Here is a 20,472-nt window from a genome sequence, read left to right as displayed (position 1 = left end):
TCGTTCAGACCAGTTCTATCGCCATCGCCGTCGCTTCGCCGCCGCCGATGCACAGGCTGGCCACGCCGCGTTTCAGCCCGCGCGTTTCCAGCGCGCCGATAAGTGTCGCGACAATTCGTGCGCCGGACGCACCAATCGGGTGACCCAATGCCGTGGCACCGCCATTGACGTTGAGCCTGTCCGCCGGGATGCCCAGCTCCTTTGCCGCGATCATCGCGACGACGGCAAAGGCTTCGTTGACTTCGAATAGATCAACGTCATCGACCGACCAGCCTGCCTTTTCCAGCAGTTTTCGCATCGCCGGGACCGGGGCGGTGGTGAATTTGGAAGGTTCGTGGGCGTGGCCCGATGTCGCGACCACGCGGGCGACGATCTTCATGCCCTGACGTTCCGCGACGCTTTGCCGCGTCATCACCAATGCGGCGGCACCGTCGGAAATGGAGGAGGCGTTGGCCGCCGTGATCGTGCCGTCCTTGACGAAGGCGGGCTTAAGGCCGGGAATCTTGTCCGGCCGTGCCTTGCCCGGTTGTTCATCGGTGTCGATCACCGTGTCGCCGCCCCGGCCCTTGACCGTGACGGGGGTGATTTCGCGGACGAAAGCGCCGCTGGCGATCGCGGCATTGGCGCGGTCGAGCGAGCGGATGGCGTAATCATCCTGATCCTGCCGGGTGAACTGATAATCGCGCACGGCTTCTTCGGCGAACACGCCCATCGCCTTGCCCGGTTCATAGGCGTCCTCCAGCCCGTCCATCATCATCGTGTCGATGATACGGTCATGGCCGATGCGCGCGCCGCTACGATGCTTGGGCAGGGCGTAGGGGGCGTTGGTCATGCTTTCCATGCCGCCTGCAATGACGATATCGACTGCGCCGGAGGCCAGCGCTTCATGCGCCATGATCGCGGCCTGCATCCCCGATCCGCACATTTTGTTGACGGTGGTGGCTTCGGTGTTGAGGCCGAGGCCCGCGCCCAGCGCCGCCTGGCGCGCAGGTGCCTGTCCCAGGCCAGCGGGCAGGACGCAGCCCATATAGATGCGGTCGATGGCGTCAGGCGAGACGCCTGCCCGTTCGACGGCGGCCTTGACCGCTGCTGCGCCCAACTCCGTCGCCTTGAGCGCGGAGAGTGCGCCCTGAAAACCGCCCATGGGGGTGCGGGCATAGCTGGCGATGATGACCGGATCGTCTTGCATAGTGATTCCTTTCAAAGACTGCGCGCGATGACCATGCGCTGGATGTCCGACGTGCCTTCGTAAATCTGGCACACGCGCACATCGCGGTAGATTTTGGCGACGCCATATTCTTCCAGATAGCCATAGCCGCCCAGTGTCTGGAGCGCGCCCGACACGATCTGTTCGGCGGCTTCGGACGCGAACAGCTTGGCCATGGACGCTTCGGTCAGGCAGGGCTGGCCCGCATCCTTGACCCGCGCGGCGTTCAGCACCAGCTGGCGCGCCGCTTCCAGACGGGTGGCGAGGTCGGCGAGGCGGAAGCCCACTGCCTGATGCTCGATGATCGGCTTGCCGAAGCTCTTGCGGTCCCTGGCATAGGCAATGGCGATGTCGAGCGCGGCCTGCGCCATGCCGACGCATTGCGCGGCGATGCCGATGCGGCCGGTTTCCAGATTGGCGAGCGCGATGCGGTAGCCCTGCCCCGGCTGGCCGATCAGCAGGTCGTCCTCGACGAACATATCATCGAAGCGCAGCGCGCAGGTATCCGACGCGCCCTGCCCCAATTTATGTTCGATCTTGTCCACGATGAACCCCGGACGGTCGGTGGGGACGATGAAGACCGACAGGCCTTTCTTGCCCGCTTCCGGGTCCGTCACGGCGACGATCATGACGACGCCGGCGATCTTGCCCGACGTGATGAATTGCTTGGCCCCGGTGATGCGCCATCCGCCATCGACCTTGACCGCGCGGGTGCGGACGGCCGAAGCGTCCGACCCCGCATCGGCTTCGGTCAGGGCGAAGGCACCGATGGTGCGGCCACCGATCAGGTCGGGGAGGAAGCGTGCCTGTTGCGCGTCGCTGCCATCCTTGAGCAGGCCGGAGACGAGGATGCTGTTCTGGATCGACACGATGGTGGAGAGCGCGCCGTCCGCCGCCGCCAGTTCGATCAGCGCCAGCGCATAGGACACAGCGTCGGCTTCCGCCCCGCCAAAGCGTTCCGGCGCGGTCATGCCCCACAGGCCAAGGCCCGCCATCTGCTGGAATAATTCGGGCGGGTAGCCGCCTTCGGATTCGAAGCGGACGCTGTGCGGGCGAATGGCGTCCTGCGCGAAATCGCGCACGGTGTCGCGGATGGCCGTCTGGATTTCGGTCAGCATGAAACGCATCCGTCTTTTGTTTACTCACGGGTATATTGATTATCGCCGGGTTTCTTGTCAAGACTAACTGCTACTCCACATCCTCCCCCGGTGGGGGAGGTGGCAGGGCGCAGCCCTGACGGAGGGGTGTCAAGCTATCGAGAGGGCGACACCCCTCCACCACGCCTTTCAGGCGCGGTCCCCCTCCCCTTGCAGGGGAGGATGTGGGAAAGACGCCGACCAGACGTAAGGATTTTATGCCCGCCCACCCCGCAACCGACACCCCCTCCCCCTTCCGATCGCGCGAGGACCGGGCGCGCGATCGGGAGGAGAAGCGCGAGGCCGTGTTGCGGGCGGCGGTGCGGATGTTCAATGCGCGCGGCTATCATGCGTCGTCGCTGGACGATGTTGCCGCCAGCCTGGGCGTGAGCAAGCCGACCATCTATCATTATCTGGGCAACAAGGAGCAGGTGCTCGTCGAATGTGTCAATCGCGGGCTGGAAATGCTGGGCGAGGCGGCGGATGGCGCGCGGGCGCAGCCGGGGGATGGGCTGGACCGGCTGCGCTATTTCCTGTGCCGCTATGCGCAGATCAACATGGACGATTTTGGCCGCTGCGTCATTCGCACCAATGAAGAAGTGCTGTCGATGGACAGCGCCATCCGCTTTCGCGCGCGCAAGCGGGAGATTGATCTCGCCGTCCGGGCGATGATTCAGGATGGGGTGGATGATGGCTCGATCGCCCCGGTCGATGTGCGCTTTGCGTCATTTGCGCTGGCGGGGGCGCTGAACTGGCCCGCGCGCTGGCATGATCCCGACGGGCCGATGACCCCGGCGCAGGTGGCCGATGCGCTTGTGGCGATATTGATCGGCGGCATGGCCCCGCGCTGAATGACGCAAGCATTGACGTGAAGCCCCCGACGCCATAGGCGCAGCGCCAGTTTTCACCCACGGGGTGTCCCGGCGCTGCCGGGGCTGAGAGGCGGAGCGGGCGCAAGGGGCGCTTCACTGCGCAAACCCGCGAACCTGATCCGGCTCACACCGGCGGAGGAATAGGGACCATGCGTCGTTACGCCATCATTGCGCCTGCCTGCTTGTTTGCATTTTCCACCGTGGCCGTCGCCGCAGAGGCGGACCCCATCATCGTGACCGCACGGGGGCGCGCGGAAGCGGAAATTCGCGTGCCGGACACGATCGCCGTCTATGGTCCCGCCGCCATCGCCGCGCGACGGCTGACCACGATCGACGATTTCATTGCCGCGACGCCGGGCATCTTCATCATCAACGATCAGGATCCCGGCACCAACCTGATTTCGGTGCGCGGCGTTTCGACCAATCGCAACCAGTCGCCTTCGATCGCTTACATCGTCGACGGGCTGGCGCTGGCGGATTCCGAGCTGTTCACGCTGCGCCCCTATGATGTGGCGCGGGTGGAGATTTTGAAGGGACCGCAGGGCGCGCTGTTCGGCCGTTCGGCGTCGGGCGGGGCAATTGCCATGGCGACCAATGATCCGGGGCCGGACTGGGGCGGCGAAGCGGCGGTGGGGATCGGCAACGGGCTGACATGGACCGCCGATGGCGTGGTCAATGCGCCGGTGTCCGATCAGGTCCAGTTGCGGCTGGCAGGCTCCTATCGCAACAGCGACGGCTTCATTCGCAACACGTTTCTGGACAAGAAGGTCGATGGCAGCATCAGCCGCAACCTGCGGTTGAAGGCGAAGGTGGCGCTGGCCGAAGGATCGACGCTGAAATTCCGGCTGGGCTGGGCCAATGAGGAAGGCGGCGCGGCCTATATCTCGTCGGGCAATGTCACGGGCCTTTATGGCGGCAAGCTGTCGGGCAAGGCACTGACCAACCCGTTCGGCGATTTCGAGGGGCGCGCGTCGCGGACCTGGTGGGGCGCGCAGGCGACATGGGAGCAGGAAATGGGCGATGCCCTGATGCTCACATGGACTGGCGGCTATGACGATTATCACAAGGATTTCGTCGAGGAACTGGATTTCCGCAACGACACGCCCGTGACGTTGTTCGGTGTGGCGTTGTTCCCGAATGGTATTCAGCCTATCGCCCAACCCGTTGATATAAAGGCGTGGACGAGCGAAGCGCGGCTGACATCGCGTGGTGAAGGGCCGCTGCGCTGGCATGTCGGGCTGTTTTTCCAGCGGCTGGAACGCGACCGGACCGACGATTTCGGGCCTTTGCTGTTCGGCGGCGAAGCGTTGCGCGCGGAAACCCGGTCGAGCCAGATCGGCGTGTTTGCGCAGGCGAGCTATGACATTGCGCCGCAGGTCGAGGTGACCGGCGCGCTGCGCTATGACAGCGACCGGCGGCGCGAGGATACGGTCGGCGCCGCCAGCAGCACGATCGTAGCGCAGCGGGCGCGGACGTTCGAGAAATGGCAGCCGAAACTGTCGCTTGCATGGCGTCCTTCCGACAGGATCACAGCCTATGTCACCGGCGCAATCGGGTTCAAGGCGGGCGGGTTCAACCCCCTGCCCGGCGCGGCGGACGTTTGGCAGGCAGTGTTCCCGGCTGAAACGACCCGATCGGTCGAAGCAGGCGTGAAGGGACAGAGCGCCGATGGCCGGGTGCGGCTGTCGATCGCGGGTTTCGTGACCGATTATCAGAATTTCCAGAACACGGTGTTTCTGGGCAATTCGGTAGTGCTGTCGGTGCCGCAGGTCGATGTCCATGGCATCGAGGCTTCGGCGCAGGCGGCATTGGGCGCGGGGTTCAGCGTCGATGGCGGGCTGGCGTGGACGCATAGCCGGACGGGGCGATACCTGACCCCCAATCCGACGCCGGAGCCGGGCGAACCGGCGGTGCTGGACATGAGCGGACAGCGCACGCCCAATGCGCCCGACTGGACCGTCAATGGCGGCATCGGCTGGCAGGGCGCAGCGGGACCGGCGATGGTGGATGCGCGGTTGAGCGTCGCATATGTGTCGCGGGTGGATTTCGAGATCGACAATATCCTCCATTCGCCCGGCTATGCGTCGGTGGACGGGCGCGCGGGCATGAGCCACGGGGCGTGGACGTTCGACATCTGGGCGAAGAATCTGCTCGACAAACGCTGGGCGATTTCGGCGTTCGGGCAGCAGCAATTGCCGCTGTTGCTGGGCCTTGGTCCCAACGGGCCGTTCGACAGTTTCACCATCAACAGTGGCCGCCAATATGGCGCGAGTGCGCGGGTGCGCTTCTAAAAGCAAGGGAACAGACGATGGGCTTTTGCGACGATATCTGGGCGGAGGTCGCGCCGTTGCGGCAGGCGATTTTGGGGCATCCTTTTCTGGACGAATTGGCGCGCGGGACATTGCCGAGGCCAAGTTTCCAGCATTATATCGTGCAGGACAGCCTGTATCTGGCCGAATATGCGCGGGTGCTGGCGATTGCGGCGGCGCGGGCGCCCACGGCGGCGGGGCGGCTGGAATTTTCCGACGGGGCCAAGGTTGCTGTCATCGTGGAAGAAGGGCTGCATCAGGCATTTTTCGCGCAGTTCGGCGTCAACGCGGAGATGGCAGCAGCAGCCGAACCGACGCCCGCCTGCCTTGGCTATACCAGCTATCTTGCTAGCCTGGCGGCCACGCGCAGCTATGAGGAATTGATCGCGGCTATCCTGCCGTGTTTCTGGGTTTATTGGGAAGTGGGCTGCGCGATCAAGCCGCTGGCGGCCAGCCCCAACCCCTATGCGCCGTGGATCGACACCTATGCCGCGCCGGAATTTGGCGCGGCGACGGATCGCGTCCGTGCGCTGGTGGACGCCGCCGCCGATGCCGCGACGCCCGCGACCCGCGCTGCCATGGCACAGGCGTTCCGCATGGCGACCCGGTTTGAATGGATGTTCTGGGATTCGGCCTATGCGCGCGAAAGCTGGCCCATTGGCTTTGCGTAAAATCTGATCTAGGGATGCGCACGGACGCCGGTTCAGGCCGGGGTCCGACATGATCGCGCCGGTGCCTTGTCATGAGGCTTAATCGGGAATGTGGTGCGGGCGTTTTGGCGTCCAAATCCACGGCTGTCCCTGCAACTGTAAGCGGATAGCGCGATGCACATCGCTCCTTTGAAACAAGGGAGCAGCCACTGGGTCAAACCGGGAAGGCGTGCATCAAGCTGTGACCCGCGAGCCAGGAGACCTGCCGGCGCACTGGTCGCTCTTGCTAAGGTCCAGGGGATGGTCTTGGCACGGTAACTCTCCGTCTGAGCGACGAAACCATGCGGCCGGGGCCGCATCGGTGCGGGATGCCGGGTGTATTTTTGCGCCCGCCCGTCGTCGCGCGCCGACCGGCCTTATGGGCCGGCACGCCCGGCCGTTCGTCGTCGCGGCGCGCGGAGAAAATTATGTCGGATCTTTCCAAGGTTCCCGTCACCATCGTCACAGGCTTTCTGGGCGCGGGCAAGACCACGTTGATCAGCCATCTGATCCGCAATACGAGCGGGCGGCGGCTGGCCGTGGTCGTCAATGAATTCGGCACGCTGGGCGTCGATGGCGACATCCTCCAGGGCTGCGCCATTCCCGATTGCCCGGCGGAAAATATCGTCGAACTGGCCAATGGCTGCATCTGCTGCACCGTGGCGGATGATTTCATCCCCACGATCGAACGGCTGCTGGCGCTGGAGCCGCGCCCCGACCATATCGTCATCGAAACATCGGGATTGGCGCTGCCCAAGCCGTTGCTCAAGGCGTTTGATTGGCCCGCGATCCGCAGTCAGGTGACGGTCGATGGCGTGCTGGCGCTGGCCGATGCCGAAGCGGTGGCGGCGGGGCGGTTTGCGCCCAATGTCGCGGCAATCGACGCGCAGCGCGCCGCCGATCCGGGCATCGACCATGAAACGCCGTTGAGCGAATTGTTCGAGGATCAATTGGCCTGCGCTGACATGGTGTTGCTGACCAAATGCGATCTGGCTGGACCGGAAGGGGTCAAGGCCGCGCGCGCGGTGATCGCGGCGGAGGCGCAGCGCCCGATGCCGATGATCGAACTGGTCGAAGGCGTGGTCGACCCCCGGCTGATCCTGGGCCTGAATGCTGCGGCAGAGGATGACATTGCGGCCCGCCCGTCGCATCATGATGGCGCGGACGATCATGAGCATGAGGATTTCGACAGCATCGTCGTAACGCTGGACGAGATTGCCGACCCCGCCGACCTGACCGCGCGGATCGAAAAGCTGGCGCGTGAGCAGAATATCCTGCGGGTGAAAGGCTATGCCGCGGTTACGGGCAAGCCGATGCGGTTGCTGGTGCAGGCGGTCGGCGCGCGGGTGCGGTGTCAATATGACCGGCTGTGGCAACCGGGCGAGGCGCACGTAGGCGCTCTGGTGGTGATTGCCGAACATGATCATATCGACCCGCAGGCGATCCGGGCGGTGCTGCTGGGCTGAGCCGCGATGCACGTCATCTTTCGCGAAACGCCGGGCATGGAGGACATGGCCAGCCCACGGGATCTGCGGCAGACGCCTGCGGATATCGTGATCCTGTCCTTTTCCGACAGTGACCTCAGCGCCTTTGCGGCGGGGTGGCGGACGAGTGCGGGATTGCCGAGCCTGCGCATCGCCAATCTGGCGACGCTGGCGCATCCGCTGTCGGTCGACACCTATGTCGAGCAGACGTTGGCGGGGGCGAAGGCGATCCTGATCAGGCTGATCGGCGGGGCGAGTTACTGGTCCTATGGCCTGCAACAGGTGGAGGCACTGGCGCGGGCGCGCGGCATAAAGCTGGCGGTGCTGCCGGGCGACGGGCGCGTGGACGCGCGGCTGGATGCGGCATCGACGCTGCCTGTGGCGCAATTGCGGCGGCTGGCGCGGCTGTGCGACGATGGCGGAGCAGATGCGGCGCGGGCGGTGTTGCTTGAACTGGCTGGGGGCGGTGGCGATGCGGCGGCTCCTTCCGTTGGCACGGTCGGGGCGTGGCGGACGGGGGATGGCGTAAGCTGTCCGGCTGCCTTCGCCTTGCTCTCAAACAAGCCGCCTATCCTGCTGATATTCTATCGTTCCTACCTGATGGCGGATGATCTGGACCCGTTCGTTGCGCTGCAAGCGGCGCTGGAGGCGCGGGGGTTCGATGTGATCGCCTTGTTCGCGCCTTCGCTCAAGGCAGTGGAGGTGCGCGGCTGGATGGCGCGCTGGGCGCGGGCGCTGGGTCCGGGGGCGATTATCAACGCGACGGCCTTTTCGGCGCGGGATGAGGATGGCTGCACGCCGTTCGACGGCGTGGACGTGCCGGTGTTTCAGGTGGCGCTGTCCACCGGCGACCGGGCGGGATGGCAGGCGGGGATGCGTGGCCTTTCCCCTGCGGATCTGGCGATGCATGTCGTGTTGCCCGAAGTGGACGGGCGGGTCTTTCTGGGCGTGGCGAGTTTCAAGGATGCCGATGCGCGCGACCCCGATGTGCAACATGCCCGCGCGGTGCATCGGGCCGACCCGGCGCGGATCGCGGCAATGGCGGATCGGGTGGCGGGCTGGGTGAAGCTGAGAGAGGCGGCGCAGGAACGGGGGCTGGCGCTGATATTGTCCACCTATCCGGGCAAGGCGCATCAGATGGCCCATGCGGTCGGGCTGGATGCGCTGGCGTCGGCGCAGGCGGTGCTGGCGGATATGGGGGCGGCCTGTCCCGACCTGTCCGGCGCACTGGCGGTCGAGCGGATGGCGTGGCCGCTGGCGGATTATCGCGTGGCGCTTGCGGCTTTGCCCGAAGCGTTGCGGGGGGCGCTGAGCGCTGCGTGGGGGGCGCCGGAGGATGACCCGGCGGTGGACGATGGAGCGTTTCGTTTTGCCGCTTTGCGCGTGGGGCGGACGATCGTTGCGCTTCAGCCCGAACGGGGTGCGGCGGCGGCGCGCGATGGCGAGTATCACGACCTGTCGCGTTGCCCGCGCCACGCCTATGTCGCTTTCTATCTGTGGTTGCGCGCGCAGGGGACCGACGCAATTGTCCATATGGGCGCGCATGGCACGCTGGAATGGTTGCCGGGGAAAGCGGTTGGCCTGTCGGACGATTGCTGGCCGCAAGCGCTGACAGGGGCGATGCCGGTCATCTATCCCTTCATCGTCAATGATCCGGGCGAAGCGGCGCAGGCCAAAAGGCGGATCGGCGCGGTGACGATCGGCCATGCGCCGCCGCCGCTGGTGCCATCACGCCATGGCGTGGGGCTGGAGCGGATCGAGGCGTTGCTGGACGAGTTTTCCGGTGCCGACGGGCTGGACCCGGCGCGGCGTGGGCGGTTGCAGGCGGCGATCATTGCCGAAGCGCGCGCGCTGGGGCTGGAGGCGGAACTGGGGCTGGATGGCGGAATGAGCGCGGCAGAGACGCTGACGCGGATCGACCGTTTCCTGTGCGATATCAAGGAAAGCCAGTTTGGCGACGGGCTGCATGTCTTTGGCCGGGGCGAACAGGGCGCGGCGGAACGGGCGGGGTTGCGGGCGGCGCTGGCAGGGCGGCGTGTGGTCCCCGGCCCGTCGGGGTCGCCGCATCGCGGGCGCAGCGACGTGCTGCCGACCGGGCGCAACCTCTACAGCGTCGATCCGCGCGCGGTGCCAACGGCTGCTGCTTATGCGCAGGGGGTGCGGATGGCCGACGAACTGGTGCGGCGGCACATGCAGGATCAGGGCGATTATCCGCGCGCGATGGTGGTGGACCTGTGGGGTTCGGCGACGATGCGCACGGCGGGCGAGGATTATGCCATGGCGCTGCACCTGATCGGGGTGAAGCCGGTGTGGGACGATGCGTCGGGGCGCGTGACCGGGGTGGAGGTCGTGCCGCTCGACCGGCCGCGCGTGGACGTGACGTTGCGGGTTTCGGGCCTGTTCCGCGATGCTTTTCCGTTGCTTGGGCCATTGTTCGGGCAAGCGGTGCGAAGTCTGGCGTTGCTGGACGAAGCGACGGATTGGAACCCCTTTGTCGGGCGGCTGGAGACCCCGCGCGTCTATGGGCCGCAGCCGGGGCGTTATGGGCTGGCCATGGGCGATACGCTCGAAACCTATGGTGACGCGGCGCGGCGGGCGGCGGGCAAGGCATGGCTGGCGGCGTCCGATCACGCGCTGGACCGGGGCGCGGCGGTGGCGGACGCGGAGGGGCTGCGTGCGCGGGTGGCGGCGGCGGACGGATTCGTCCATGCGCAGGATCTGCCCGAAACCGACCTGTTGCTGGCGGCCGATTATGCCGCGCATGAGGGCGGCTTTGCCGCAGCGCAGGCGGTGACGGGGGGCAAGGCGGCGCTCTATCATCTCGACAATCGCGACCCGGCGCGAGTCAGCGCCCGGACGTTGAACGAGGAAATCGCGCGGGTGGTGCGGGCGCGGGCGGCGCATCCCGGCTGGATTGCGGGGATGTTGCGGCATGGCTTTCGCGGCGGCGCGGAAATTGCCGCGACGCTCGACCATCTGGGGGCGTTCGCGCATCTGACCGGGCAAGTGCCGCCGCAACTGTTCGACCTTTATCATGATGCGACGCTGGGCGACGGGGATGTGCAGGCGTTTCTGGCGCGGGAGAATCCCGGTGCGCTGGCGGCGATGGAAAGCCGGTTCGCGGCGCTTCATGCCGCAGGGTTATGGCAGACCCGGCGCAACTCCATCGTCGCGGGGCTGGGCGTATGAGCGGCTTTGCGGTGCGGGGATGGTGCCCCGATGCGTGGCGGCCGATGGCGGCGGGCGACGGATTGCTGTTGCGGGTGCGGCCACCGCTGGGGCGGCTGACCTGCGCGCAGATGCGCGTGATCGCCGATGTGGCGCGCGCGCAGGGCAATGGCCTGATCGACCTGACGAGCCGCGCCAACCTGCAACTGCGCGGAGTGCGGTTGGAGGCACTGGCGCAATTGTTGCCGGTGCTGGTGGACCATGGGCTGGTCGATGCCGATCCGCTGATCGAGGCGAAGCGCGGCATGATCGTCGCGCCGGGATGGCAGGCGGGGGACGATAGCTGGCGGATTGCGGGCGATCTGATGGCGCGCCTGGTCGATTTGCCGGTGCTGCCGGGCAAGGTCGGTTTCGTGATCGACGCGGGAGCGGCGCGGGTGCTGGGCGAGGAAAGCGGCGATTTTAGGATCGAGCGGGCGCGCGATGGCGGGCCGATATTGCGCGCGGACGGGCGCGCGACGGGCATGGCAGTGGCGCATGGGGCGGAAGTCGATGCGCTGGTGGCGCTGGCGCACTGGTTCGTGGCGAGCGGCGGCGCGGCGGCGGGACGGATGGCGCGGCATGACGCCCCCCTGCCCGCTTTTGCCAGTGGGGATGCTGTGCCTGCGCCTTCCGATCCTTTGATACCGGGGCCGCATCCGACCGGCTTCGTTGTCGGCGTGCCGTTCGGGCGGATCGCGGCGGCGCAACTCGCGGCGCTGGCCGATGGCGGTCATGCCGTGCGGGTCACGCCATGGCGGTCGTTGCTGGTCGAGGGTTTGGCTGTGCCGCCGATCGAGGGATTGATCGCCGATCCTGCCGACCCGCTGTTGCGCGTCGATGCCTGTCCGGGGCGGCCTTCCTGCCCGCAGGCCAGCGTGGAGACGCGCGCGCTGGCGCGGCGGATTGCGCCCTATGTTCGGGGTCGGCTGCATGTGTCGGGCTGCGCAAAAGGGTGCGCGCGGGCCGGGCCTGCCGATGTCGTGCTGACCGGGTGGGAGGGTCGCTTCGACCTGAGTTTCAATGCCCGCGCGGGTGATCCCCCGACCATTAAGGGGCTGACGCCCGCCCAACTGCTTTCCCATTTCGGAGCCGATTAGATGCCGCATCTCTACGAAACAGATGGCGCGGCGATCTATCGCCAGTCATTCGCCATGATCCGGGCGGAGGCGGACCTGACCGGCTTTGACGCCGACGAGGAGCAGGTTGCCGTGCGGATGATTCATGCGGCGGGGATGGTCGATCTGGCGGGGCATATTCGTTTTTCCGATGGGTTCGTGGCAAGCGCACGGGCGGCGCTGGCGGCGGGTGCGCCGATATTGTGCGACGCGCGCATGGTGTCGGAGGGGATTACGCGCGCGCGGCTGCCCGCCGACAATCGGGTGATCTGCACGCTGAACAACGCGCCGGTGGTGGAAATGGCGCGGGCGATGGGCAATACCCGGTCCGCTGCCGCGCTGGAGCTGTGGCGACCGCATCTGGCGGGTGCTGTCGTGGCGATCGGCAATGCGCCGACCGCCCTGTTCCACTTGCTCGACATGCTGGCCGATCCCGATTGCCCGCGCCCCGCCGCGATCATCGGTTGCCCGGTGGGGTTCGTCGGCGCGGCGGAATCCAAGGATGCGCTGTGGGCGGAGCAGCCCGTCCCCTGCGCCATCGTGGCCGGGCGGCTGGGGGGCAGCGCGATCACGGTCGCGACGGTCAATGCGCTGGCGAGCCGGGCGGAATGAGCGGGGTCGGCACCATCCATGGCGTCGGGCTTGGTCCCGGTTCGCCCGATTTGATGAGCGTGCGCGCCGACGCTCTGGTGCGCGGGGCGCGCCATGTCGCCTATTTCCGCAAGGCGGGGCGTCCGGGGCAGGCACGGCGGATCGTGCAGGACATGCTGGCGCACGATGTCATCGAAATCCCGATGGAATATCCGGTCACGACCGAAATCCCGCTGACTGACCCGCGTTACAATGCGCTGCTTTCCGCCTTCTACGCCGATTGCACCGCCAAGCTGGCGGCCATCGCACAAGGCGGCGCGGACGTGGTGGTGCTGTGTGAGGGCGACCCGTTTTTCTATGGGTCGTTCATGCACCTGCACAGTCGGCTGACGGGCATCGTGCCGGTCGCCGTGGTGCCGGGGATCACAGGCATGGCCGGGGCATGGACCGCGTCGGGCGCGCCAATCAGCTGGGGCGACGATGTGCTGACCGTGTTGATGGCGACGATGGCGGAGGCGGAACTGACGCGCCGCATCCGGGATACCGACGCGCTGGTGGTGATGAAGATCGGCCGCAACCTGCCCAAGCTGCGCCGCGCAGTCGCGGCGGCGGGGCGGACCGATGCGGCCTGGCTGGTCGAACATGCCGCCATGCCGGGGCAACAGGTCACGCCGCTGGCGCAGGCGGAGGCGGTGACGCCTTACTTCTCCATCCTGCTGATCCATGGACAGGGACGACGGCCATGAGGGACGGGTGGATCGCCATCGCCGGGCTGGGTCCGGGCAGCGACGCGATGGTGACGCCGCAGGTGCGCGACGCGATGCGCCAAGCGACCGACGTGATCGGCTATATTCCCTATGTCGCGCGGGTTGCGCCGCGCGAGGGACTGACGCTGCATCCATCCGACAACCGGGTGGAGATCGACCGGGCGGTCCATGCGCTGACGCTGGCGGCGGCGGGGCGGCGGGTGGTCGTGGTGTCGTCGGGTGATCCGGGGGTGTTCGCCATGGCGGCGGCTGTGTTCGAGGCGCTGGAGAGCGGGCCGCCAGCATGGCGCGACCTGCGCATCGACGTGCTGCCGGGCATTACCGCGATGCTGGCGGCGAGCGCGCGGGCAGGCGCGCCGCTGGGCCATGATTTCTGCGCCATCAACCTGTCGGATAATCTGAAACCCTGGGGCTTGATCGAGCGGCGGGTGCGGCTGGCGGTGGAGGCGGATTTCGCCATTGCCTTCTACAACCCCCGGTCGAAGGCGCGGGCGGAGGGCTTTGCCGCGATCCTGCGGCTGTTGCGGGGCATATGTGGCGACGAGCGACCTATGCTGTTCGCGCGCGCCGTGTCCACGTCGGACGAGCATCTACAGGTCGTGCCGCTGTCGCAGGCGACGCCGGAGATGGCCGATATGCGCACGATGGTGATCGTCGGGTCGAGCGCCACGCGGATCATCGAACGGGCGGCGGGGCCGATCCTCTATACGCCACGGTCGGCGGCATGACCCAGCCAGCGCAGGACGGCATGGGGGCTGTGGACTTCATCGCGCGGTGGCAGCACGGGGCGGTCGATCAGGATGACCGGCAGGTCGAGCGCGCGGGCGGCGAGCAGCTTGGCCTGCGCGCCGGTGCCGCCGGCATTTTTGCAGAGGACAAGCTCGATGCCATGCGCCTGCATCAGGGCGCTGTCGCCTTCCACGTTGAAGGGGCCACGATCGACGATCAGGCTGTGATCGGGCAGCACGGGCGGCGTGGCGGGCGGATCGACGAAGCGCAGCAGATAATGATGCTGGGGCTGCGCGGCAAAGGCATCGACATGCATCCGGCCCAGCGCGAGCATGACGCGGCGTGGCGGCCCAGCCAGGGCAGCGACGGCCCCGGCAATGTCCGGCACATGGGTCCAGCGGTCGCCCGGCTGCGCGCGCCATGCCGGGCGAGTCAGCGCGATCAGCGGCACGGCGGCGATGCGCGCGGCCTCCACCGCGTTGGCGCTCATCTGCGCGGCGAAGGGGTGCGTGGCGTCGACCAGATGGGTGATGCGATGGTCGCGCAGATGGCGGGCCAGCCCCTCCACCCCGCCAAAGCCGCCGACCCGCACCGGCACCGGCTGCGCGCGGGGATGGTCGGTGCGCCCGGCATAGCTGAGCGTCGTGGGCATATCCGCGTCGGCCAGCAGACGGGCGAGCGCGCTGGCCTCGCTCGTGCCGCCCAGCAGCAGGATGTTGGGCATGGCTGACGCTCCCTGGCTGACGATCATCGGCATCGGTGAGGATGGAGCCGACGGCCTGTCCCTAGCGGCGCGGCAGGCGCTGGCGCAAGCGGAACTGGTGACGGGGGCGGCGCGGCATCTGGCGTTGTTGCCTGCGCTGGCGTGCGAGACGATGATTTGGCCGGTGCCTTTTGCCGATGGCGTGGCGATGCTGATGGCGCAGCGCGGGCGGCGGGTAGTGATGCTGGCGTCGGGCGATCCCTTCTGGTTCGGGGCGGGGTCGGTGGTGACGGCGCAGCTAGAACCGGGCGAATGGCGGGCCATGCCTGCGCCGTCCAGTTTTTCGCTGGCGGCGGCGCGGCTGGGCTGGGCGCTGGAGCGGACGGTCTGTCTGGGGCTGCACGCTGCGCCGATGACGCGATTGCGGCCGCATCTGGTGGCGGGGGGACGTGTCCTTGCGCTGGTCCGCGATGGTGCGGCGGTGGCGGAACTGGCGGCCTATCTGACCGGGACCGGGTTCGGACCATCAACGCTGCATGTGCTGGAGGCGCTGGGCGGGTCGCGCGAACGGGTGCGCACTGTTGCCGCCGACACGCTCGATTTTGGCGACATTGCCCATCCGGTCGCGGTGGCGATTGCCTGTGCCGGGGGTGGCGATGCCCTGCCCTGCGTGCCGGGGCGAGCAGACGAGTGGTTCGACCATGACGGGCAGATCAGCAAGGCGCCAGTCCGTGCGCTGGCGCTGGCGGCGCTGGCCCCGCGTCCGGGTGAAATGCTGTGGGATATTGGCGCGGGATCGGGATCGGTCGGGATCGAATGGCTGCTGGCGCATCCGGCCAATCGGGCCACTGCGTTTGAGGGTGATGCGACACGGGCGGCGCGGATCGGGCGTAATGCGATGGCGCTGGGGGTGGATCGGCTGGCGGTTGTTATCGGGCGCGCGCCGGACGCCCTGCCCCGCGATGGCGCGCCCGATGCCGTGTTTATTGGTGGCGGGCTGTCCGATGCTTTCCTGGAAGCCTTGTTCGCGCGGTTACTGCCCGGCACGCGAGTCGTCGCCCATGCCGTGAGTTTGGAGTCCGAAGCGCTGCTGGCGCGGGTTCATGGGATCAGGGGCGGCACGTTGCTGCGGATCGAGCTGGCGCGGGCTGCGCCGCTGGGCAGCCGTCGGGGGTGGCGGGCGTCCTTCCCCGTCGTGCAGTGGAGCGTCACGCTATGATCGTCGCGGGATTTGGATTTCGCGGCGGCGCGGGCCTTGCCGCGCTGGAGGCGGCGTTGGCGCAGCATGGCGTCGTCGCGGTCGATGCGCTGGCCGCGCCGGAAGATAAGGTCGCGTTGCTGGCACCGTTGGCGCGGGCGATGGACGTGCCATTGCTGGCCATTGCGCGCGATGCTTTGCAATCGGTCACGACGCACAGCCACTCCCCCGCCAGCCTGCGCGCCTATGGCGTGGGGAGCGTCGCCGAAGCCGCCGCGCTAGCCGCCGCCGGGCCGCGCGCCTTCCTGCTCCACTCCCGCCGCGTTTCGCCCGATCGCATGGCGACCTGCGCCATTGCCCAAGGATTTGCCCCATGACCGTATATTTCATTGGCGCCGGTCCCGGCGCACCGGACCTGCTGACATTGCGCGGGCGCGACCTGATCGCCGCATCGCCTGTGTGCCTCTATGCCGGGTCGCTGGTGCCGGAAGCACTGCTGGACCATTGCCCACCGGGTGCGCGCATCGTGAATACCGCGTCGCTGTCGCTGGATGCGATTATTGCGGAGATGGCAGCGGCCCATGCGGCGGGGCTGGATGTCGCGCGGCTCCATTCGGGCGACCTGTCGATCTGGTCGGCGATGGGGGAGCAGGTGCGGCGGTTGCGGGCGCTGGCCATCCCGTTCACGATCACGCCCGGCGTCCCGGCCTTTGCCGCCAGCGCCGCCGCGCTGGAAGCGGAACTGACCCTGCCCGGACTGACGCAATCGGTGGTGCTGACGCGCACGCCGGGTCGGGCCAGCACGATGCCGCCGGCCGAGAGCCTGCGCGCCTTTGCCGCGACGGGGGCGACGCTGGCGATCCATCTGTCGATCCATCAGCTTGATCGGGTGGTGGCCGACCTGACGCCGGATTATGGCGCGGAATGCCCGGTCGCGGTGGTGTGGCGGGCAAGCTGGCCCGACGAGCGAGTGGTCCGGGCGACGCTCGCCACCATCGTGGAAGCCGTGGCGGGCAGCATGGAGCGCACGGCGCTGATTTTGGTCGGGCGGGTGTTGAGCGCCGAGGATTTTGGCGAGAGCAGCTTGTACGCGCCCGATTATGACCGGCGGTTTCGGCCGCAAAGCGCGGCTTCACCTTTTGCGGAGACGGACGCATGAGCGTTCCCGGCCTGATGATTGCTGCGCCCGCTTCCGGCACCGGCAAGACCACGGTGATGCTGGGGCTGTTGCGGGCGCTGGTGCAGGACGGGCTGGTGGTGCAGCCGTTCAAGAGCGGGCCGGACTATATCGACCCGGCCTTCCATCGCGCGGCCAGCGGGCGGGCGTCGTTCAATCTGGATAGCTGGGCAATGACGCCTGCGCTGATCGAAGGGATCGCGGCCAAGGCGGCGGGCGCGGACATCGCGCTGGCCGAAGGGTCGATGGGCCTGTTCGACGGGGTGGCGCGGGCCGGGGCCAGCGGCAATGGCGCGAGCGCGGACATGGCGCAACGCATGGGCTGGCCGGTCATATTGGTCGTGGACGTCAGCGGACAGGCGCAGTCCGCCGCCGCGACCGCGCTTGGCTTTTCCCTGTTCATGCCAGACCTTCCGTTCGCGGGGGTGATCCTGAACCGGGTCGCCAGTCCGCGTCATGAAAGGCTGGCGCGGGCGGGGATGGAGGCGGTGGGGATCAAGGTGCTGGGCGCGTTGCCCCGGCGCGGCGACCTGACGCTGCCGGAGCGGCATCTGGGGCTGGTGCAGGCAATCGAGCATCCCGATCTGGACCGGGCGATTGGCGATTATGCCGCTTTCCTGCGCGCGCATGTCGATCTGGCGGCGATCGTGGCGGCGGCGGCGGCGGCGGCGCGGACGGGGGGTGGCGCGCTGCCCCTGCCCCCGGCGCAGCGGATCGCGCTGGCGCAGGATGCGGCATTTTCCTTCACCTACCCACATCTGCTGGACGGCTGGCGGCAGGCGGGGGCGGAGATTATGCCATTTTCGCCGCTGGCCGACGAAGCGCCTGCGCTGGACGCTGATCTGGTGTGGTTGCCCGGTGGCTATCCCGAACTGCACGCCGGGCGGATCGCGGCGGCGGGGCACTTTCTGGCGGGGCTGCGCGCCCATGCGCAGACGCGCCCGGTGCATGGCGAATGTGGCGGCTATATGGTGCTGGGGGATGCGCTGATCGCAAAGGACGGCGTTCATCATCGCATGGCCGGGCTGCTTGGCCTGGTCACCAGCCATGCGCAGCGGCGGATGCATCTGGGCTATCGCCATGCGCGGCTGATCGCGCCGCTGGGGGCCATCGCGGCGGGGACGTGCCTGCGGGGCCATGAATTTCACTATGCCACCATCGTCGAACAGGGCGACGCGCCACTGGCCCATGTGACGGACGCCGATGGCGCGGATGTGGCCGAAACCGGGTCGCATCGGGGGCATGTGACGGGCAGCTTCTTTCACATGATCGCGCCGGCCGCATGATCGCCATCGACCTGATCGGCATCGGCACGGGCAATCCCGATCATCTGACCGGGGCAGCGGTCAGGGCGATGAACGCAGCCGACCTGATCCTGTTGCCGCGCAAGGGGGACGCCAAGGCGGACCTGATCGACCTGCGCCGGGGGATATGCGCGGCGGTGTTGACCGGCGCGACGAGAGTGGTCGAGTTCGACCTGCCGGTGCGCGATGGGCGCGAGGATTATCTGGGCGCGGTGCGCGATTGGCATGATGCGATTGCCGGGGCGTGGGCGGCGGCCATCACCGCGCATCTGCCCGGCGGCGGACGGTGCGCGCTTTTGGTGTGGGGCGACCCGTCGCTGTATGACAGCAGCCTGCGCATCGTCGACCGTTTGCGCGACAGCGACATGGACATAGAGTTGCGTGTCGTGCCGGGCATCACTGCCATACAGGCGCTGACGGCGGCGCACACTATCCCATTGAATAATTTGGCCGATCCGGTGTTGATCACCACGGGTCGGCGGTTGCGGGAGGGCGGCTGGCCCGATGGTGTCGATACTGTCGTCGCGATGCTGGACAGCGGGTGCGCGTTCGAGCGACTTGACCCGGCTGGCCTGCATATCTGGTGGGGCGCCTATCTGGGCATGGCGCAGGAAGCGCTGGTCGAGGGATCATTGGCGGTCGCCGGACCGCGCATTGCCGCTTTGCGGGCGGATCTGCGTGCGCGCCATAGCTGGATCATGGACATCTATTTGATACGAAAGGATATTCATGTTGGATGAGGAAGCCCGGCACGCCGAAAAAATGCGCAAGCGTCAGGCCGCTCAGGCAAAAATCGTCGCGGGCAAGACGCAGGAAAAAGGGCTGCTGATCGTCCATACCGGCACTGGCAAGGGCAAGACCAGCGCGGCATTGGGCATGGTGGTCCGCGCGATCGGCCATGGCATGAAGGTGGGCGTCGTCCAGTTCGTGAAAGGCGCTATGGCGACCGGCGAAAAGGCGGTGTTCGATGCCTTTCCCGATCATGTCGAGTTCAAGCCGATGGGCGAGGGCTTCACTTGGGACACGCAGGACCGCGCCCGCGACATTGCGGTTGCGCGCACGGCCTGGGACGAAGTGTGCCGGATGATCGCCGATCCGTCTTATGCCATGGTGGTGGCGGACGAGCTGAACATCGTGCTGCGCTACGACTATCTGCCGCTGGACGAAGTGCTGCCGGTGCTGACCGGGCGGGCGGCGATGAAGCATGTCATCGTCACGGGCCGCAATGCGCCCGACGCGCTGATCGAAGCGGCGGATCTGGTGACGGACATGGTGGCAGTCAAACACCCCTTCCGGTCGCAGGGGGTCAAGGCGCAGAAGGGCATCGAATTTTGAGCGACGCCCCGCCTTTGTTCGACGCGGCGTTCGCCGCGCAGTTCGACGCGCTGCTGCACTGGCGGCGCGATGTGCGCCATTTCCGGGGCGATCCGGTGCCACGGGCGGAGATGGACGCGCTGTTCGATGCGGCGGCCTGCGCGCCGTCGGTCGGCAATGCGCAGCCATGGCGGTTCGTGCAGGTGGAGGACGCGGCATTGCGGCAGGCGCTGGCCGCCCATGTCGATGCGCAGATATTGCTGGCAGGCGCGCGGCATGACGGCACGGCGCGCCATGCCGATTATCTGGCGCTCAAATTGCACGGCATCGATCATGCGCCGGAAATCGTGGCGGTATTTTGCGATGAAGCACCCGTTGCGGGCCATGGGCTGGGCGTCGCGACCATGCCGGAAATGCTGCATTATTCGGTGGTGATGGCGGTGCATACTTTGTGGCTGGCGGCGCGGGTGCGGGGCATTGGCGTGGGGTGGGTGTCGATCCTCGACCCCGTGGCCGTCACCGCCATGCTGGACGTGCCGTCCGGCTGGTCGCTGATCGCTTTGCTGTGCATTGGCTATCCCGCGCAGGACAGCGCCACGCCCGAACTGGAACGGCGCGGATGGCAGGATCGCCAGAACTGGCGCGACAATAGAGTCGTGCGATGACC

Annotated in this window: 19 protein-coding genes and 2 riboswitches; of the genes, 16 read left to right on the top strand and 3 right to left on the bottom strand. The window is 67.4% G+C overall.

All coding sequences use genetic code 11. The annotated features are described in order from the left end of the window. Positions 1 to 4: 4 nt before the first annotated feature. Together SPBM01_RS15775 and SPBM01_RS15770 are read right to left on the bottom strand one after the other, a co-directional pair. Entirely contained in the window at positions 5 to 1,189 is a 1,185-nt protein-coding gene (locus SPBM01_RS15775) for an acetyl-CoA C-acyltransferase (RefSeq protein ID WP_188062564.1), read from the bottom strand. Positions 1,190 to 1,200: 11 nt separating this feature from the next. Next, positions 1,201 to 2,325: an acyl-CoA dehydrogenase family protein gene (locus tag SPBM01_RS15770; RefSeq protein WP_188062563.1), complete on the bottom strand. Its 1,125-nt coding sequence runs from the start codon at positions 2,323 to 2,325 to the stop codon at positions 1,201 to 1,203. A 236-nt stretch (positions 2,326 to 2,561) separates the two neighbouring features. Between SPBM01_RS15770 and SPBM01_RS15765 the strand changes: the two genes are divergently transcribed. From SPBM01_RS15765 to cobJ, 9 genes are all read left to right on the top strand, one after another. Continuing rightward, positions 2,562 to 3,194: a TetR/AcrR family transcriptional regulator gene (locus SPBM01_RS15765; protein ID WP_188062562.1), complete on the top strand. Its 633-nt coding sequence runs from the start codon at positions 2,562 to 2,564 to the stop codon at positions 3,192 to 3,194. A 50-nt stretch (positions 3,195 to 3,244) separates the two neighbouring features. Beyond that, positions 3,245 to 3,373: riboswitch (TPP riboswitch) on the top strand. Then, on the top strand, positions 3,365 to 5,506 hold the full coding sequence (locus SPBM01_RS15760; protein WP_188062561.1) for a TonB-dependent receptor: 2,142 nt from the start codon (positions 3,365 to 3,367) through the stop codon (positions 5,504 to 5,506). It overlaps the preceding riboswitch by 9 nt. A gap of 17 nt (positions 5,507 to 5,523) precedes the next feature. Continuing rightward, positions 5,524 to 6,195: a thiaminase II gene (tenA, locus tag SPBM01_RS15755; RefSeq protein ID WP_188062560.1), complete on the top strand. Its 672-nt coding sequence runs from the start codon at positions 5,524 to 5,526 to the stop codon at positions 6,193 to 6,195. Positions 6,196 to 6,237: 42 nt separating this feature from the next. Then, positions 6,238 to 6,459: riboswitch (cobalamin riboswitch) on the top strand. A gap of 182 nt (positions 6,460 to 6,641) precedes the next feature. Beyond that, positions 6,642 to 7,679, top strand: a complete 1,038-nt coding sequence (cobW, locus tag SPBM01_RS15750; protein WP_188062559.1) for a cobalamin biosynthesis protein CobW — start codon at positions 6,642 to 6,644, stop codon at positions 7,677 to 7,679. A 6-nt stretch (positions 7,680 to 7,685) separates the two neighbouring features. Then, positions 7,686 to 10,886, top strand: coding sequence for a cobaltochelatase subunit CobN (gene cobN, locus SPBM01_RS15745; protein ID WP_188062558.1), 3,201 nt, complete (start codon positions 7,686 to 7,688; stop codon positions 10,884 to 10,886). Next, positions 10,883 to 12,004, top strand: a complete 1,122-nt coding sequence (locus SPBM01_RS15740; protein ID WP_188062557.1) for a cobalamin biosynthesis protein CobG — start codon at positions 10,883 to 10,885, stop codon at positions 12,002 to 12,004. The genes cobN and SPBM01_RS15740 overlap by 4 nt, the downstream gene beginning before the upstream one ends. Then, entirely contained in the window at positions 12,005 to 12,634 is a 630-nt protein-coding gene (locus SPBM01_RS15735; protein WP_188062556.1) for a precorrin-8X methylmutase, read from the top strand. It abuts the gene before it with no gap. After that, positions 12,631 to 13,359, top strand: coding sequence for a precorrin-2 C(20)-methyltransferase (cobI, locus tag SPBM01_RS15730; protein WP_188062555.1), 729 nt, complete (start codon positions 12,631 to 12,633; stop codon positions 13,357 to 13,359). The genes SPBM01_RS15735 and cobI overlap by 4 nt, the downstream gene beginning before the upstream one ends. Continuing rightward, a complete protein-coding gene (cobJ, locus tag SPBM01_RS15725; protein WP_188062554.1) occupies positions 13,356 to 14,108 on the top strand; it encodes a precorrin-3B C(17)-methyltransferase in 753 nt (250 codons plus the stop codon). Before cobI ends, cobJ begins: the two co-directional genes overlap by 4 nt. Here cobJ and SPBM01_RS15720 read toward each other — a convergent pair. Beyond that, positions 14,084 to 14,833 carry a cobalt-precorrin-6A reductase gene (locus SPBM01_RS15720; protein ID WP_188062553.1) on the bottom strand — a complete coding sequence of 250 codons (750 nt, stop codon included), beginning with the start codon at positions 14,831 to 14,833 and terminating at the stop codon, positions 14,084 to 14,086. The genes cobJ and SPBM01_RS15720 overlap by 25 nt on opposite strands. Here SPBM01_RS15720 and cbiE point away from each other — a divergent pair. From cbiE to bluB, 7 genes are read left to right on the top strand one after another with little or no spacing between them, the layout of a single operon-like run. After that, positions 14,823 to 16,031, top strand: coding sequence for a precorrin-6y C5,15-methyltransferase (decarboxylating) subunit CbiE (cbiE, locus tag SPBM01_RS15715; protein WP_410483004.1), 1,209 nt, complete (start codon positions 14,823 to 14,825; stop codon positions 16,029 to 16,031). The two genes, SPBM01_RS15720 and cbiE, sit on opposite strands and share 11 nt — an antisense overlap. Beyond that, positions 16,028 to 16,387: a cobalamin biosynthesis protein gene (locus tag SPBM01_RS15710; protein WP_188062551.1), complete on the top strand. Its 360-nt coding sequence runs from the start codon at positions 16,028 to 16,030 to the stop codon at positions 16,385 to 16,387. Before cbiE ends, SPBM01_RS15710 begins: the two co-directional genes overlap by 4 nt. Further along, complete coding sequence (cobM, locus tag SPBM01_RS15705; protein WP_188062550.1) at positions 16,384 to 17,169, top strand: precorrin-4 C(11)-methyltransferase; 786 nt, start codon at positions 16,384 to 16,386, stop codon at positions 17,167 to 17,169. The genes SPBM01_RS15710 and cobM overlap by 4 nt, the downstream gene beginning before the upstream one ends. Beyond that, positions 17,166 to 18,473, top strand: a complete 1,308-nt coding sequence (locus tag SPBM01_RS15700) for a cobyrinate a,c-diamide synthase (protein ID WP_188062549.1) — start codon at positions 17,166 to 17,168, stop codon at positions 18,471 to 18,473. The genes cobM and SPBM01_RS15700 overlap by 4 nt, the downstream gene beginning before the upstream one ends. After that, positions 18,470 to 19,231, top strand: coding sequence for a precorrin-6A synthase (deacetylating) (gene cobF / locus SPBM01_RS15695; RefSeq protein WP_188062548.1), 762 nt, complete (start codon positions 18,470 to 18,472; stop codon positions 19,229 to 19,231). The genes SPBM01_RS15700 and cobF overlap by 4 nt, the downstream gene beginning before the upstream one ends. Beyond that, positions 19,221 to 19,826 (top strand): cob(I)yrinic acid a,c-diamide adenosyltransferase, encoded by a 606-nt coding sequence (cobO, locus tag SPBM01_RS15690; protein WP_188062547.1) that lies wholly within the window; start codon positions 19,221 to 19,223, stop codon positions 19,824 to 19,826. The genes cobF and cobO overlap by 11 nt, the downstream gene beginning before the upstream one ends. Beyond that, on the top strand, positions 19,823 to 20,470 hold the full coding sequence (gene bluB, locus SPBM01_RS15685; RefSeq protein WP_188062546.1) for a 5,6-dimethylbenzimidazole synthase: 648 nt from the start codon (positions 19,823 to 19,825) through the stop codon (positions 20,468 to 20,470). Before cobO ends, bluB begins: the two co-directional genes overlap by 4 nt. Positions 20,471 to 20,472: the final 2 nt, after the last annotated feature.

This window comes from Sphingobium sp. KCTC 72723, assembly GCF_014280435.1.
Taxonomy (GTDB): domain Bacteria; phylum Pseudomonadota; class Alphaproteobacteria; order Sphingomonadales; family Sphingomonadaceae; genus Sphingobium.
This window is presented reverse-complemented; position numbering and strand designations above follow the sequence as displayed.

Coding starts and splice junctions, on each gene's coding strand:
- SPBM01_RS15775 (WP_188062564.1), bottom strand. CDS start 1,189: ATGCAAGACGATCCGGTCATCATCGCCAGCTATGCCCGCACCCCCATG.
- SPBM01_RS15770 (WP_188062563.1), bottom strand. CDS start 2,325: ATGCTGACCGAAATCCAGACGGCCATCCGCGACACCGTGCGCGATTTC.
- SPBM01_RS15765 (WP_188062562.1), top strand. CDS start 2,562: ATGCCCGCCCACCCCGCAACCGACACCCCCTCCCCCTTCCGATCGCGC.
- SPBM01_RS15760 (WP_188062561.1), top strand. CDS start 3,365: ATGCGTCGTTACGCCATCATTGCGCCTGCCTGCTTGTTTGCATTTTCC.
- tenA (WP_188062560.1), top strand. CDS start 5,524: ATGGGCTTTTGCGACGATATCTGGGCGGAGGTCGCGCCGTTGCGGCAG.
- cobW (WP_188062559.1), top strand. CDS start 6,642: ATGTCGGATCTTTCCAAGGTTCCCGTCACCATCGTCACAGGCTTTCTG.
- cobN (WP_188062558.1), top strand. CDS start 7,686: ATGCACGTCATCTTTCGCGAAACGCCGGGCATGGAGGACATGGCCAGC.
- SPBM01_RS15740 (WP_188062557.1), top strand. CDS start 10,883: ATGAGCGGCTTTGCGGTGCGGGGATGGTGCCCCGATGCGTGGCGGCCG.
- SPBM01_RS15735 (WP_188062556.1), top strand. CDS start 12,005: ATGCCGCATCTCTACGAAACAGATGGCGCGGCGATCTATCGCCAGTCA.
- cobI (WP_188062555.1), top strand. CDS start 12,631: ATGAGCGGGGTCGGCACCATCCATGGCGTCGGGCTTGGTCCCGGTTCG.
- cobJ (WP_188062554.1), top strand. CDS start 13,356: ATGAGGGACGGGTGGATCGCCATCGCCGGGCTGGGTCCGGGCAGCGAC.
- cbiE (WP_410483004.1), top strand. CDS start 14,823: ATGTTGGGCATGGCTGACGCTCCCTGGCTGACGATCATCGGCATCGGT.
- SPBM01_RS15720 (WP_188062553.1), bottom strand. CDS start 14,833: ATGCCCAACATCCTGCTGCTGGGCGGCACGAGCGAGGCCAGCGCGCTC.
- SPBM01_RS15710 (WP_188062551.1), top strand. CDS start 16,028: ATGATCGTCGCGGGATTTGGATTTCGCGGCGGCGCGGGCCTTGCCGCG.
- cobM (WP_188062550.1), top strand. CDS start 16,384: ATGACCGTATATTTCATTGGCGCCGGTCCCGGCGCACCGGACCTGCTG.
- SPBM01_RS15700 (WP_188062549.1), top strand. CDS start 17,166: ATGAGCGTTCCCGGCCTGATGATTGCTGCGCCCGCTTCCGGCACCGGC.
- cobF (WP_188062548.1), top strand. CDS start 18,470: ATGATCGCCATCGACCTGATCGGCATCGGCACGGGCAATCCCGATCAT.
- cobO (WP_188062547.1), top strand. CDS start 19,221: ATGTTGGATGAGGAAGCCCGGCACGCCGAAAAAATGCGCAAGCGTCAG.